The sequence below is a fragment of the Rhodococcus sp. NPDC003322 genome, from assembly GCF_053589555.1.
Genome location: NZ_JBSFSC010000001.1, coordinates 1,145,118 through 1,159,283, shown reverse-complemented (window position 1 = coordinate 1,159,283; position 14,166 = coordinate 1,145,118). Strand labels below are relative to the sequence as shown.

The window sequence follows — 14,166 nt, the reverse complement described above, 5'->3', positions numbered from 1 at the left end:
ATCGTGGTCGGCGGGCGGTCGGGGTGCCCAACATATCGACCGTGGTGGCCGTCGTGCGGAGAAATCAGACAATTCGGAGCAAGGTGGGTGGAGGTGTACCGCTGGCCGAGATTGTCGCGCGCCGACGGCCACCCACGGGGTAGTGATGGAGTGAACCCGACTAGGAGGAGGACGACATGGGTGACTTCGACGGCAAGGTCGCACTGGTCACGGGCGGCGCCCGGGGACAGGGGCGGTCGCACGCGGTGGCCTTCGCGGAGCAGGGCGCGGACATCGTGATCTGTGACCGCTGCGAGAACAGCGAGGCGGTCTTCTATCCGCTCGCCACCGAGGAGGACCTCGCCGAGACGGCCCGGCTGGTCGAGGCGGCCGGACGGCGCTGCATCGCGGTCAAGGCGGACACCGCCGACCGCCAGGCCATGGACGCCCTGGTGGCGCGCGCCGAGGCCGAATTCGGTCGCGTCGACATCGCCGTCGCCAACGCCGGTGTGTCCGTTGCCGCGCCGGTCCAGTCCATGACCTCGGCGCAGTGGAACGAGACCATCTCGAGCAATCTCACCGGTGTCTTCAACACCGTCGGCGCCGTGGCACCCGGAATGATCGCGCGCGGGTACGGCCGGATCGTCACGATCTCGTCGATGCTCGGGCGTGCGGGCAACACGAACATGGCGGCCTACGCCGCATCGAAGTGGGGCGTGATCGGTCTGACCAAGAGCGCGGCGCTCGACCTCGCCCAGAACGGCATCACCGTCAACGCGATCGCCCCCGGCAACATCTCGACGCCGATGATCCACAACGCCGCGCTCTACTCGATGATGCGTCCCGACCTGGAGACCCCGACGCGCGACGACGTCGCGCCGGTGTTCCAGTCGCTGCACGCGCAGCCGGTGCCGTGGCTCGAACCGGAGGAGATCACCCGCGCCGTCCTCTTCTTCGCCGCCGAGGCCAGCGCGCACATCAGCGGCACCGTGCTTCCGATCGACGCAGGCAACGCCGCTCGCGTCACCGGGTGAGCGTCACCCGGAACCCCACCGCCGGACCGGCCGTCGTATCGGCGGCCCCCGGCAGCGGCGTGCGACAGCGACTGATCGTCGCGGTGCTGAGCCTCACCGGCGTGGTCGTCGCGCTCCAGCAGACGCTGGTCGTGCCGATCCTGCCGGACTTCAGCGTGGCACTGGGGGTTTCCCAGACGACGGCATCCTGGTTGGTGACCGCCACCCTGCTCACCGGCGCGGTCGCCACACCGTTGATCGGACGACTGGCGGACCTGACCGGCAAGCGCGCGATGATGCTGCTGTGCCTGGCGGTCATGGTCTGCGGTTCGGTGATCGCGGCCCTCGGGCAGGTGTTCGCCGTCGTGGTGGTCGGCCGGGTGATGCAGGGGTTCGCGATCGCCCTGCTCCCGGTGGGGGTCGGGTTGATGCGCGACATCCTCGAGCCGGAGCGGCTGGGCGCGGCGGTCGGGTTGATGAGCGGCACCATGGGCATCGGCAGCATGCTCGGCATGCCGATGGCCGGGGTGATCTACGCCCATCTCGGTCTGCCCGCCCTGTTCTGGGTGACCGGCGCCGTCGGCCTGCTGATGGCGGTGCTGCTGATCGTAGTAGTCCCCGAGTCACCGGTGCGGGCGCGCGGCCGCTTCGACCTGGTCGGCGCGGTGGTCCTCACGGGCGCGCTCACCGCGGTGCTGCTCGCGATTTCCAAGGGGGGTCAGTGGGGGTGGGGTAGTCGGGCCACCGTCGGATGCGCGGTGGGCGGAGTGCTGTTGATGGCGCTGTGGGTGCGGCTGCAGTTGCGCAGCAGTGACCCGCTCGTCGACCTGCGGACGGCAGTGCTGCGACCGGTGCTGATCGCCAACGTGTGTGGGGTACTGCTCGGCTTCGCGATGTTCCTCAGCGCTTACACCGCGACGCAGGAACTGCAGGCGCCGGTCGAGAGCGGTTACGGGCCCGGCCTGTCCGAGGCGGCCGCCGGTCTGGCGATGGTCCCGGGTGGTCTGCTGATGGTGGTGCTCGCGCCGCTGTCCTCGCGGATGACCCGCAGCCGCGGCGCACGGGTGACCCTCTCGACCGGTGCGGCGATCATCGCCGTCGGCTACGTTCTGCGCGCGGTCGGCGGATCCGGGGTCCCGGTGGTGGTGACCAGTGCCGCGATGATCTCCAGCGGCGTCGCGATGGCGCTGGCCGCGATGCCGGTGATGATCACGACCGCGGTGTCGGTCGACCAGACGGCCACTGCCAATGCGGTCAACGCGCTGATGAGGTCGATCGGGACGTCCTCGGCGGCCGCGGTCGGCGCGGCGGTGCTGGCCGCATCGACGATCACCGTGGCCGGGGTGACGGTGCCGACGCTGTCGGCGTTCACCACGATGTACTGGGTCGGCGCCGCGGTGGCGGCCGCGGCCATTGTTGTCACACTGCTGCCACTGAGCGGTGAACGCGAAGGACCGTGAACGCGAAGAAGGTCCGGTGCCGACGGCACCGGACCTTCCTCGCGTTGGGTCACCGCGGCGGGGCGGGCACTGACGACCCCGCCGCGGGAGATCTCACGGCAGCAGCTGATCCATGAAGGTGTTGCTGTAGACCTTGTGCGGATCGAACTCGTTGAACACCGCGACCGCGGTGTCCCAGTTGTCGCCCGAGGGCAGCCCGTCGCGGTAGCTCTGCGGCAGGGCGCCGCTGATGATGCCGCCGTCGGTGTACGGCTTCTCCGGTCCGAACGCCCAGCCCTTCGACCACTCCGGGCGGAAGGTGTAGTCGTCACCGGAGTAGTGCGAGCGCATCCACTGCTCCATCTCGCGGTAGAACGCGAACATGCCGGGGGTGCCGGGAACGCCGAGCACGTTCAGCCAGATCGCGGTGTCCCACTCCGGGTGGTCCGGCCGCGGACGCATCGCCGAGATGGTGGGCGCGCCCGCCGACTGCACCACGACGTCGTCCGGCTGGTCGAGGCCGCAGCAGCGGATCTCGACGGGCCCGTTGAGCGGGTACTGGCCTTTCGCCTTGTAGAACTCGATGCGCCCGTTGAACCACTCGGCGAAGTCGTGGATGACCTGGCCGATCTTGTCGCGGCTCGTGATGACGGCGCCGCCGCCCTCGGTCAGCCGCAGCGTGGTGGCCTTGATGTAGAACTGGATGTCCTTCGACCAGCCCCAGATGTCCGACGAGTTGGTCGCGGCGAGGCCGGCGACGGTGACGCCGTACATCGTCTTCCCGAACAGCGGGGCGATTCCCGGTGCGCCGGCGTTCATCTGGCCGAGCAGGTCGGTGATCGACTCGGGCACGTTGTCGGAGAACGGGTAGTTGTACGGGCCGGTGACCTCGCGCGAGCCGGCCGGCTTGTCCACCAGGGTGAAGATCTCCGGGTTGGTGACCTCACGAGAATCGGCCGGCTTGGCCTCCGCCACCGACCACACCTTGAGCCACGGCTTCTCGGTGAACGGGTACCAGATCGCCTCGACGCCGCCGTGGGCCTTGACGTAGCTCTCGAAGGTGCGACCCGATGCATCCTTGGGGCCGAACAACTCTCGCCAGTCGATGTCGGTGTAGCTCTGGCAGCGCATCCGGAAGTTCGGGCCCGCCTGCATGGTCACCGAGGTGATGAAGGTGCGGCCCAGGTTGGTCAGCAGCGGCTTGATCTTGGGGTCGCTCCGCGAGAAGGTCTGCTCGGCGTACTCGGTGCCGTTCCACACCACCGCGGTCAGTGAGGTGACGAGGTTCGACAGTGAGCCGTAGGTGTGGCCCGGTGCGGTGGCCTGGCCGTCCGCGGGCAGCGCCGCACCATGCGCGTCGACGGCGAGGGTGCCGGCGATCGTCAGCACTCCGGGTGCCGGCAGGTTCGCCCAGCCGAGCCCGTGCTCCTGCAGGGCGCTGGTGATGTCGAACAGTGTCGCCCCAGGTCCCGCCGTCACGGTCTTGCCTGCGGCGTCGACCGCGATCCCGCCCAGGTGCTTGATGGTGTCCACGAGGATGACCTTGTCGACCGGGGCGCCGTCGACGACGGTCAGCGGCGTCCAGCCGTGCATGGCGCCCCGGGGTCGCAGCGTGTAACCGTTCGCGTGCGCCCAGTTGGTCAGGCGGACAACGTCACCGGAGTTCTTCGGGCTCGCGGTCCAGACCGAGTCCAGCATGATCTCCTTGGACCAGTTCTGGTAGGCCTGCTGCGCGAGATCGATGTCGGTGGGGAAGTTCGGGGGTGCGGGCAGGGTGGCGCCGCCACCGGCCGAGCCCGAACCGGAGCCGGAGCCGAGGGACCCGGTGTCGAGCGGGAGGGCGTAGACGGGCGTCCACCCGCCCATTGCGGTCACCGCGAGGGCGCCGGCCCCCGCGGTGAGGAAGCCGCGCCGGGAAAACCCGGTGTTGCTGTCCGATTTCGACATGCGTAACTCCAGACGTGTTGCAAAGGGGGGAGGGGGAAATCTGGGTGCCGAGCTGAGTTGGTCGAGTGTCCAGGATCTTAGGCGAGCGTGAGGATCACGTCAGCCAATGCGGGAGAATTCTCGCGCTCGGGGACGGAGGCGGAGATCAGCAGCCGTCCCGGTTCCTCCCAGATCCGGACGAGAAGCGTCTCGCCGGGGTAGACGACACCCGCGAACCGGGCCTTGTAGCCCTTCACTCGGGTCGTGTCGGCGTCCAGTGCGGTGTCGACCGCAGCCTTGCAGACGATGCCGTAGGTGCACAGACCGTGCAGGATCGGCGCGGGAAAGCCTGCACCGCTGGCAAATTCGGGATCGGAGTGCAGTGGGTTCCGGTCGCCGCACATCCGGTACAGCAGGGCCTGCTGCGGCAGGGTGGGCACCTCGACCTCGTGCTCCGGGGTGCGGTCCGGCAACTCGACGGACTCGGAGGGGCCCCGTTCCCCGCCGAATCCGCCCTCGCCGCGGGCGAAGATGGACGACCGCGCCGTCCACAGCGGATTGCCCTCGGTGTCGGTGGTGATCGACTCCTGCACGACCACCGCTGCCTTGCCCTTGTCCCACACCTCGGCGATCCGCGTGGTGGTGCGGCCGCTGCCCTGCGCCGGAATCGGCTGGTGCACTGTCACTTCCTGGCTGCCGTGGACGACCTTCGCCAGGTCGATCTCGACGCCGGGGAACGAGACCCGCGGGGCCTCGGTGGCGTGGATGCTCGCGACCACCGTGGCGAAGGTGGGCAACACCTGCGGCTTCGCGTCGTCGAGGTAGCGCAACTCCCGCTGGTCGAGCGGGCGCGCACCCGCGCCGATGCCGAGGTGGTAGAGCTGGACGTCCGAGGCGGTCCAGGTGAAGTCGACGGCGGGCAGCGTGGCGCCGACGGCGACCTTGGGATCGATGGGCAAGGCGGGTCCTTCTCAGTTCGAAGTGGCTGCGGCGGAATCGGGTTCGGCGGTCTTCGCGCGCTTGGCGATGTCGAGCGCGGCGAGGTACCCGAAGGTGATCGCGGGTCCGATGGTGGCGCCGGGGCCGGCGTAGGTGTGACCCATCACGGGCGCGCTGGTGTTGCCCGCCGCGTAGAGGTTCTCGATGGTCGACCCGTCCTCGCGCTGGACGCGACCGTTGACGTCGGTGACGAGGCCACCCTTGGTGCCGAGGTCGCCGGGAACGATCTTGGCCGCGTAGAACGGGCCCTGCACCAGCGCGGCCAGGCACGGGTTCGGCTTGACGGTCGGGTCGCCGTAGTACTTGTCGTAGGCGCTGTCACCGCGGTGGAAGTCCTCGTCCACGCCGGTCGCGGCGAACCCGTTGAAGCGCTCCACGGTCGCGGCGAGATTCGCTTCGGGCACACCGAGTTTCGCGGCGAGATCGGCCAGCGTCGGCGCGCTGACGATGTTGTCGTTCTCCATCCAGCGGGACGGGATCTTCTGTCCCGGCTGGAGTGCGGCGAACATGTAGTTGTTGCGGTAGCGCTGGTCGAAGACGAGCCACGCCGGGATGTTCTCGCCCGGACCCTCGCCCTCGCCGTAGGTGCCGCCGTACATGGTGTGCACCGCCTCGACGTAGGGGGCGGACTCGTTGCCGAACCGCTTGCCCTCGGCGTTGACGATGATGCAGCCGGGAAGATTGCGCTCGGCGAGGCAGAACCACGGCTTGCCGCTCTTGAAGATCGTCGGGCCCCACCACGCGTCGGCCATCACGTCCAGGGCGCCGCCGAGGTCGCGGCCGGCGCGGATGCCGTCGCCGGTGTTCGCCGGGGCGCCGGTGGTCCACTCGGTGGTGATCGGCTGACGCTGGTACTGCGCGCGCATCTCCGCGTTGTGCTCGAAGCCTCCCGTGCCCAGGACGACGCCGTGGCGGGCGATGTACTCGACCTCCTCGCCCTTGTGTGTCGCGCGCACGCCGATCACGCGGTCGTTCTCGACGATCAGGCCGGTGAGCGGCGTCTCCAGGAGAACGGGGACCTTCGCGTCCTGCAGGCCCTTGCGGATGGCGGCGGCGAGAGCCTGGCCCATGCCGAGCAGGTGCTTGCCGGTGACGCGGGCCCAGGTGGCGCGGATGCCGACACGCATCGCGCGGGTCATGCCGACGCGGGGTTGGCGCTTCATCATGTTCAGCTTGACGAAGTCCGCCTGGGTGACGACGAAGTTGAGCGGAGCCTTGCTGTAGGGCGGCTCGAGGTTGAAACGTTCGGCGCCGAGTACCTTCGCGTTGAAAGGCGCCGGCTCACAGGAGCGTCCGGAGGACAGGCCGCCCGGAGCCTCGGGGTAGTAGTCCGAGTAGCCGGGAACCCACTTCATCTTCAGCGGGCTGTGGTCGAGGACGAAGTCGAACGCCTCGGCACCGCGATCGATGTAGGTGTCGATCTTCTCCTTCGGCGCCGCGGTGCCGATGATCGAGTGCAGGTACTTGCGCGCCTCCTCGCGGTCGTCCGGCCGGCCGGCGGCGAGAAGCGCCTTGTTGCCGGGGATCCAGACGCCACCGCCGGAGCGGGCCGTCGAACCGCCCCAGTGGGCGGCCTTCTCGAGAAGGACCACGCTCAGCCCTTGGTGGGCGGCGGTCAGGGCGGCGGTCATGCCGGCAGCGCCGCTGCCGACGACGACGATGTCGTATTCCTGCTTGCTCATGTAGAACACGTTATAGAATGATGTGGGGCTAGGTCCATGCTTTCTGCCAGGAAGTATTCCCGGACGGCGGCGAACTGCTTGGACGCAAATGGCAACACGTTCAGTTTCAGCGGAGGGCGGTGCTCGTGTCCTGGGATCTTTCAGCCGACGTGGTGGTGGTCGGCACCGGTGTGGCGGGTGCGTCGGCCGCTGTCGAGGCGCTGGACGCGGGCGCCGAGGTCGTCGCGGTGGACCGGTTCGCCGGCGGCGGGACGAGCACCATCTCCGGTGGCATCTTCTATGCCGGTGGCGGGACGTCGGTGCAGCGCCAGGCGGGGGTGGAGGACACCGTCGACGCCATGTTCGCGTACCTGACGCGCGAGGTCGGTGACGCCGTCCGGCCCGAGACGCTGCGCCGGTTCTGCGCGGACAGTCCCGCGACGATCGAATGGCTGATGAGCAACGGGGTCCCCTTCGAGGGGTCGCTGTGCCCGTACAAGACGTCGTACCCCACGGATCGGCACTACCTGTACTACTCCGGGAGCGAGGCCGCAGGCGGATTCCGAGACGTCGCGCCGCCCGCTCCGCGCGGACACCGGGCAAAGGGCCGCGGCACCTCCGGGAAGATGCTCTACCGGCCGCTGATCGAGTCCGCACTGACCAAGGGGCTACGTCTTCAGCAGCAAACGCGTGCGGTTCGGCTGCTCACGGACGACAATGGCGCCGTGGTCGGCGTGGAGTGTCTGAGCCTGCGCGACGCACCCGCGAGGGTGCGAGCCCGGCACGCGCGGCTGTCCTCGCTGTCGGCCAAGCCGGGGATCTACTACCCGCCGATGCGCCGGCGGCTGGACAAGCTGGTCGAACGCATCGAAGCCCGCTACGCGCGCCCGATCCGCATCGAGGCCCGGTCGGGCGTCATCCTCAGCGCCGGCGGATTCATCGGCAACCGCGCGATGGTCGCCGAGCACGCACCCCGCTACCTCGGTGGGCTCCCGCTCGGCACCTCCGCCGACGACGGCAGCGGCATCGCCTTGGGTGCCTCGGCGGGCGGCGCCACCGACAAGCTTTCGCACATCTCGGCATGGCGATTCATCGTGCCGCCCCCGGCCTTCCTGGGATCGATCCTGGTCGATCGGCAGGGCAACCGGATGGTCGACGAGTCCCGCTACGGCGCGGCCCTCGGGCACGCGATGATCGCCGAGCGGGAGGGCCACGGCTGGCTGGTCGCCGACGCGGACCTGGTCGCCGAGGCGCGTTCGCAGATGGGCACCCACACGAACTGGTTCCAGCGGGTCCAGGCCGAGACCATGATGCGGCTGGACGGAACCACGGCCGCCACTCTCGACGAGGTCGCCGCCAGGGTCGGCATCGACCCGGCCGGGCTGGCGGCGACCGTCGCGGCGCACAACGACGCCATCGACAGCGGCGGACCCGACCCGATGGGCAAGCCCGACGACTTCCGCCGTCCGGTGCGCACCGGTCCCTTCTCGCTGTTCGACGTCTCGCTGAAGAAGAGCCTGACCAACCCGCTGCCGATGATCACGCTGGGGGGTCTGGTCGTCGACGAGGACTCCGGCGAGGTCCTGGGGGAGGGCGGGGGCCCGATCGAGGGTCTGTACGCGGCCGGTCGGACCGCCGTCGGAATCTGCTCGAACTCCTACGTCAGCGGCCTCTCGCTCGCCGACGCCGTGTTCTCCGGCCGGCGCGCCGCAGTCCATGCCACCCAGCGGACCCAAGCGGGTCCCGACCCCGTCCCGCTGGTGAGTTAGCCAGCGCCCGAGGCCGCACCGAGTCCGACTCCGCAGCCGAAAGGAACCGCACATGCTCTGCACCGAGTTGCGTGACGAACTCGCGGGCGGTGCGGACCCGAGGGTTCGTGCACCCGCGCCGCCGACGTCCGGGCCGGGAGATCGGCGCCATGCCGGTTTCTCCGGGCTCGGGTCCGTATCCCCGCGGTTCGAGTAGGAGGAATCCATGGCTCACGCACGACGGTCGGAGAACAGGGCAAGCGTGGCAATCGTCGGGTCGGGCAACATCGGCACCGACCTGCTGTACAAACTGCGGCGGTCCGAGTGGCTCGAGCCGCGCTGGATGATCGGCATCGACCCGGCGAGCGAGGGCCTGGCCCGGGCCGCCGCGATGGGCCTCGAGACCTCCGCGGAGGGGATCGACCGGCTGCTCGCCCTGCCCGAGAAGCCGGACCTGGTGTTCGAGGCGACCTCCGCCCACGTGCACCGCGACGCGGCCCCGAGATACCGGGCCGCCGGCATCCGCGCTATCGACCTCACTCCGGCCGCGGTCGGACCGGCGGTGGTGCCGCCCGCGAATCTGCACGAGCACCTCGACGCGCCGAACGTCAACCTGATCACCTGCGGCGGGCAGGCGACCATCCCGATCGTCCACGCGGTGTCGCGGGTCGTCGACGTGCCGTACGCCGAGATCGTCGCGTCGGTCGCGTCCGTCTCGGCGGGCCCGGGCACCCGCGCCAACATCGACGAGTTCACCAAGACCACCAGTCGCGGCGTGGAGGTGATCGGAGGCGCGCGCAAGGGCAAGGCGATCATCATCCTGAACCCGGCCGATCCGCCGATGATCATGCGCGACACCATCTTCTGCGCGATCCCGGAGGATGCGGACCGCGACGCGATCGCCGACTCGATCCACCGGATGGTCGCCGACATCGCGCAGTACGTGCCCGGCTATCGGCTGCTCAACGATCCGCAGTTCGACGAGCCGAGCGTGATGTCCGGTGGGCACGCGAAGGTGACCACCTTCGTGGAGGTCGAGGGCGCCGGGGACTTCCTGCCGCCGTATGCGGGCAACCTCGACATCATGACCGCGGCGGCGACCAGGGTGGGCGAGGAGATCGCCCGGAAGCTTCTCAGCGTGAAGGCGTGAGCGAGATGACTCTCATCGACAGCGCAGTACATTTCGACCCCTCGTGGGACGTCCGGGTCACGGACACCTCACTGCGGGACGGTTCGCACCACAAGCGGCACCAGTTCACCGGCGAGGAGGTGCGCGCGATCGTCGGCGCCCTCGACCACGCCGGTGTCCCGGTCATCGAGGTGACGCACGGCGACGGGCTCGGTGGCTCGTCGTTCAACTACGGCTTCTCGAGGACCCCGGAGCAGGAACTGATCAAGATCGCGGTGGACACCGCGACTCAGGCGAAGATCGCGTTCCTGATGCTGCCCGGCGTCGGCGTCAAGGAGGACATCGTCGAGGCCCAGGACAACGGCGCCTCGATCTGCCGGATCGCCACCCACTGCACCGAGGCGGACGTGGCCGTCCAACACTTCGGTCTCGCGAGGGAGCGGGGGCTCGAGACCGTCGGATTCCTGATGATGGCGCACACGATTGCGCCGGAGAAGCTGGCGGAACAGGCCCGGATCATGGCCGACTCCGGCTGTCAGTGCGTGTACGTCGTCGACTCCGCGGGCGCACTGGTGCTCGAACAGGTCGCCGAGCGGGTCGAGGCCCTCGCCGCAGAGCTCGGACCCGACGCGCAGGTGGGCTTTCACGGGCACGAGAACCTCGGCCTCGGTGTCGCGAATTCCGTAGCGGCGGTGCGGGCGGGGGCGCGGCAGATCGACGGCAGCACCCGCCGATTCGGCGCCGGTGCCGGCAACGCGCCGGTCGAGGCGTTCGTCGGGGTGTGCGACAAGATCGGCGTCAAGACCGGCATCGACTTCTTCGCGATCGCGGACGCCGCCGAGGACGTCGTCCGGCCGGTGATGCCGGCCGAGTGCCTGCTGGACAGGCAGGCCCTGATGATGGGCTATGCGGGCGTGTACTCGAGCTTCCTCAAGCACGCGGAGCGGCAGGCCGAGCGGTACGGGGTCTCCGCCGCCGAGATGCTCGTCCGCGCAGGCAAGCGCAAACTCGTCGGCGGCCAGGAGGACCAGCTGATCGACATTGCGCTGGAACTGCAGCGCGAGCAGGCGGGGGCCTGATCCTCGACCCGGATCACTTGCGCTCGAGTAGGTACTTCGTGACGGCCGCCCAGTCGCCGAAGTCGGCCGAACCGAACAGGACCAACTCGCCCCCGAAATCGCGGGCGCCGTTGGCGCACCGGTCGTCGACCAGGAAGTCGCCGAGGTTGAGGTTCTTGTGGTGCGAGAGGACCGCATGGCACCGGCCACCGACAGCAGCAGCCGGGACGAGGAAGGGGCGTGCATCCATCCGGATGCACGCCCCTTCCTGCTCGTCGACTACTCCGACTGCGTGTCGCGGACCTCGACGATGCCCTCCATGACGGCGTGATTGATGCTTGCCATCAGGCGTGGGCACGTCTGCCGCGCGCCGGGGCGGCCGCCCGCGCCGGCGAACTCGGGACAGACCGTCGCCGGGTCGGCCTGCCACTGGATGCTGGTGTGGTTGTAGCTGTTCTTGCGGACCAGCACGCAGGTGTGGCAGGTCCGGCACTCCACCTCCTGCAGGCCGTCGTCGAGGTAGGTCTGCAGGTCGACGGCGGTCTGTGCGCGGACGGCCTCGACCCGGGCCGGGCTGTCGGCGAAGTCCGGGGCCTTGGACCAGGTCGAGGTCATCGTCAGACGCCTGTCTTGCTGTCGGCTTCGGCGGCGGCCTTCTCCTCGGCCTGGCGGGCGAGGTTCTCGTCCACCTCGCGCTGCCACGCCTCCACCGCCTTGGTGGTGTCGATCTCGAACTCGAAGCGCTGCGTCGCCTTCTCGTCGATGTCGGCGACGTCGACGTAGAACTGCTCGTACCAGCGGCGCAGCTGGTAGACCGGGCCGTCCTCCTCGCACAGCAGCGGATTCTCGATCTTGGTCTTGTTCTTCCAGATCTCGACGTCCTGCTCGAAGCCCATCGTCACGCCCTCGGTGAACTTGCGCGCGAGCTTGTTGGTCGTCGCCTCGTCCAGGCCCTTCGGCTTCTCCACGCTGACGCCGTACATCAGCATGAACGAGTCCTGCGTGATCGGGTAGTGGCAGTTGATCAGGACGCTTTCGACCTTGTACCCGCTGTAGTCGTTGTGCAGCCAGTTGATCATGTACGAGGGGCCGAAGTACGACGCCTCGGAGTCGAGGACGGACTCGCCGTACTGCGTGCCCATGTTCCCGACGTCGGGGCGTCCGTGGTTCTGCAGGTACTGGGACGCGACGTGGCCCTCGAAGACGTTCTTGAAGTACTTCGGGAACCCGAAGTGGACGTAGAAGAAGTGCGCCATGTCCACGACGTTGTCGACGATCTCGCGGCAGTTGGAGCCCTTGACCTCGAGGCGGTGCCACTCCCAGTCGGTCCAGTCATCGGTCAGAACCTGCGGCAGTTCCGGAATCGTGACCTCGTCCGGCGGCGGGTTGCCCTCGGGGTCGTGCCAGACGAACAGCTGCTTGTTCCGCTGCAGTGTGGTCCACGAGCGGGTGCGCGCGAGCGGCGGAACCCGTCGGGCGTAGGGGATGTCGGTGCACTTGCCGTTGCCGCCCCAGCGCCAGTCGTGGAACGGGCAGGCGACCGAGTCGCCCTTGACGGTGCCCTGGCTCAGGTCGCCGCCCATGTGCCGGCAGTACGCGTCGAGCACGTTGAGCTTGCCCTCGCTGTCGGCGAAGACGACGAGCTTGGTGCCGAACGCCTCCACCGCGTGCGGCTTGCCGTCCAGGAACTCGCGCTCGAGGCCGATGCAGTGCCAGCCACGGGCGAACCGCGTCGGCGTGGTTCCGACGTCGATTTCACGAACCTTGCGGTTGGCGGGCGCGCCGCTCGTTTGCGTCATCTGTGCCCTCACATCCCTTCGTCTCCGTTACTAGAACACGTTATAGAAGTCGGGAGAGTTTCGCCAGATTTCGAGCCGAGTTGTTCCTGTCGTAGCGGCCTGACCTGCTGTGCTCGCCGCCTCTCGACACAAATGGGAACGTGTTCTAGTCTCAGGGGCGAGCGCACCACCGAACACGCAAGAGCGCAAGAAGCCGGATCGACAGACCGTCAGATCGACAGACATAGGGAGCGACCAGTGAGTGAGCACGACAGCCACGTGGTGATGGAGAAGCTGAACGAGCTACTGCCGACCTTCCGCGAGCGTGCCCAGGAGACCGAGGACCTGCGTCGCATCCCGGACGACTCGATCAAGGCCCTGCAGGAGGTCGGCTTCTTCAAGCTTCTCCAGCCGAAGCAGTGGGGCGGGTTCGAGGCGGATCCGGTCACCTTCTACACGGCGGTCCGCAACATCGCGAGCGCCTGCGGCTCCACCGGGTGGGTCGCCGGCATCATCGGGGTTCACAACTGGCATCTCGCGCTGTTCGATCAGCAGGCGCAGGAGGACGTCTGGGGTAAGGACACCGACGTCCGGATCTCCTCGTCCTACGCGCCGATGGGCGCGGGTGAGGTCGTCGACGGTGGCTACAAGGTCAACGGCGCGTGGGCGTGGTCGTCGGGTTCCGACCACGCGACCTGGGTCGTCGTCGGTGGTCCCGTGATCAAGGACGGCCGCCCCGTCGACTTCGGCAGCTTCCTGATCCCGCGCGAGGACTACGAGATCGACGACGTGTGGAATGTCGTCGGCCTGCGCGGCACCGGCTCGAACACGGTCGTCGTCAAGGACGTCTTCGTGCCGCGGCACCGGTTCCTGAGCTTCAAGGCGATGAGTGATCTCGCCGCGCCGGGACTGCAGCAGAACACCGCTCCGGTCTACAAGATGCCGTGGGGCACAATCCATCCCACTACCATCTCCACTCCGATCGTCGGCATGGCGTACGGCGCCTACGACGCGCACGTCGAGCACCAGGGCAAGCGGGTGCGTGCGGCCTACGCGGGGGAGAAGGCCAAGGACGATCCGTTCGCCAAGATCCGCATCGCCCAGGCGTCCAGCGACATCGACGCCGCCTGGCGCCAGCTGTCCGGCAACGTCGCCGACGAGTACGCGCATCTCGTTGCGGGCGAAGAGGTGCCGATGGAGCTGCGTCTCCGCGCGCGCCGTGACCAGGTGCGTGCCACCGGCCGCGCGATCGCCTCGATCGACCTGCTCTTCGAGAACTCGGGTGCCACCGCGCTCGCGAACGGCACTCCGATCCAGCGCTTCTGGCGCGACGCCCATGCGGGCCGGGTGCACGCGGCCAACGACGCCGAGCGCGCGTACGTGATGTTCGGTGGCGCCGAGTTCGGCCTGCCGCTGACCGACACGATGGTCTAGGG

12 protein-coding genes are annotated in these 14,166 nt (G+C 68.7%); 6 read left to right on the top strand and 6 right to left on the bottom strand.

The features are described 5' to 3' along the window. Positions 1-176: 176 nt before the first annotated feature. Entirely contained in the window at positions 177-1,013 is an 837-nt protein-coding gene (locus ACWDUM_RS05465; RefSeq protein WP_450112270.1) for a mycofactocin-coupled SDR family oxidoreductase, read from the top strand. Next, entirely contained in the window at positions 1,010-2,452 is a 1,443-nt protein-coding gene (locus ACWDUM_RS05460; protein WP_450133159.1) for an MFS transporter, read from the top strand. The genes ACWDUM_RS05465 and ACWDUM_RS05460 overlap by 4 nt, the downstream gene beginning before the upstream one ends. Positions 2,453-2,545: 93 nt before the next feature. On the opposite strand, the gene ACWDUM_RS05455 is transcribed toward ACWDUM_RS05460, so the two are convergent. The 3 genes from ACWDUM_RS05455 to kstD form a co-directional block, all read right to left on the bottom strand. Next, entirely contained in the window at positions 2,546-4,378 is a 1,833-nt protein-coding gene (locus tag ACWDUM_RS05455) for a cholesterol oxidase substrate-binding domain-containing protein (RefSeq protein ID WP_450133158.1), read from the bottom strand. A gap of 77 nt (positions 4,379-4,455) precedes the next feature. After that, positions 4,456-5,316 (bottom strand): MaoC/PaaZ C-terminal domain-containing protein, encoded by an 861-nt coding sequence (locus ACWDUM_RS05450; protein WP_450112267.1) that lies wholly within the window; start codon positions 5,314-5,316, stop codon positions 4,456-4,458. Between the two features lie 12 nt (positions 5,317-5,328). After that, entirely contained in the window at positions 5,329-7,038 is a 1,710-nt protein-coding gene (kstD, locus tag ACWDUM_RS05445) for a 3-oxosteroid 1-dehydrogenase (protein WP_450112266.1), read from the bottom strand. A gap of 125 nt (positions 7,039-7,163) precedes the next feature. Between kstD and ACWDUM_RS05440 the strand changes: the two genes are divergently transcribed. The 3 genes from ACWDUM_RS05440 to dmpG all read left to right on the top strand — a co-directional run bounded on the left by ACWDUM_RS05440 (position 7,164) and on the right by dmpG (position 10,973). Beyond that, positions 7,164-8,786, top strand: coding sequence for an FAD-binding protein (locus tag ACWDUM_RS05440; RefSeq protein ID WP_450133157.1), 1,623 nt, complete (start codon positions 7,164-7,166; stop codon positions 8,784-8,786). Positions 8,787-8,991: 205 nt separating this feature from the next. Next, positions 8,992-9,915: an acetaldehyde dehydrogenase (acetylating) gene (locus tag ACWDUM_RS05435; RefSeq protein ID WP_450133156.1), complete on the top strand. Its 924-nt coding sequence runs from the start codon at positions 8,992-8,994 to the stop codon at positions 9,913-9,915. Positions 9,916-9,920: 5 nt separating this feature from the next. After that, the gene (gene dmpG / locus ACWDUM_RS05430; protein WP_450133335.1) at positions 9,921-10,973 is read left to right on the top strand and encodes a 4-hydroxy-2-oxovalerate aldolase; all 1,053 of its coding nucleotides are present in this window, start codon (positions 9,921-9,923) and stop codon (positions 10,971-10,973) included. A 13-nt stretch (positions 10,974-10,986) separates the two neighbouring features. Here the strand turns inward: dmpG and ACWDUM_RS05425 are convergent, their stop codons facing one another. The 3 genes from ACWDUM_RS05425 to ACWDUM_RS05415 are packed head-to-tail and all read right to left on the bottom strand — an operon-like array spanning position 10,987 to position 12,751. Beyond that, positions 10,987-11,202, bottom strand: a complete 216-nt coding sequence (locus tag ACWDUM_RS05425) for a hypothetical protein (RefSeq protein ID WP_450133155.1) — start codon at positions 11,200-11,202, stop codon at positions 10,987-10,989. Between the two features lie 29 nt (positions 11,203-11,231). Beyond that, the gene (locus ACWDUM_RS05420; protein WP_450133334.1) at positions 11,232-11,573 is read right to left on the bottom strand and encodes a hypothetical protein; all 342 of its coding nucleotides are present in this window, start codon (positions 11,571-11,573) and stop codon (positions 11,232-11,234) included. After that, the gene (locus tag ACWDUM_RS05415) at positions 11,570-12,751 is read right to left on the bottom strand and encodes a Rieske 2Fe-2S domain-containing protein (protein ID WP_450133154.1); all 1,182 of its coding nucleotides are present in this window, start codon (positions 12,749-12,751) and stop codon (positions 11,570-11,572) included. The genes ACWDUM_RS05420 and ACWDUM_RS05415 overlap by 4 nt, the downstream gene beginning before the upstream one ends. Before the next feature lie 237 nt (positions 12,752-12,988). Between ACWDUM_RS05415 and hsaA the strand changes: the two genes are divergently transcribed. Then, on the top strand, positions 12,989-14,164 hold the full coding sequence (gene hsaA / locus ACWDUM_RS05410; RefSeq protein ID WP_450112262.1) for a 3-hydroxy-9,10-secoandrosta-1,3,5(10)-triene-9,17-dione monooxygenase oxygenase subunit: 1,176 nt from the start codon (positions 12,989-12,991) through the stop codon (positions 14,162-14,164). Positions 14,165-14,166: the final 2 nt, after the last annotated feature.

Coding starts and splice junctions, on each gene's coding strand:
- ACWDUM_RS05465 (WP_450112270.1), top strand. CDS start 177: ATGGGTGACTTCGACGGCAAGGTCGCACTGGTCACGGGCGGCGCCCGG.
- ACWDUM_RS05455 (WP_450133158.1), bottom strand. CDS start 4,378: ATGTCGAAATCGGACAGCAACACCGGGTTTTCCCGGCGCGGCTTCCTC.
- kstD (WP_450112266.1), bottom strand. CDS start 7,038: ATGAGCAAGCAGGAATACGACATCGTCGTCGTCGGCAGCGGCGCTGCC.
- ACWDUM_RS05435 (WP_450133156.1), top strand. CDS start 8,992: ATGGCTCACGCACGACGGTCGGAGAACAGGGCAAGCGTGGCAATCGTC.
- dmpG (WP_450133335.1), top strand. CDS start 9,921: ATGACTCTCATCGACAGCGCAGTACATTTCGACCCCTCGTGGGACGTC.
- ACWDUM_RS05425 (WP_450133155.1), bottom strand. CDS start 11,202: ATGGATGCACGCCCCTTCCTCGTCCCGGCTGCTGCTGTCGGTGGCCGG.
- ACWDUM_RS05415 (WP_450133154.1), bottom strand. CDS start 12,751: ATGACGCAAACGAGCGGCGCGCCCGCCAACCGCAAGGTTCGTGAAATC.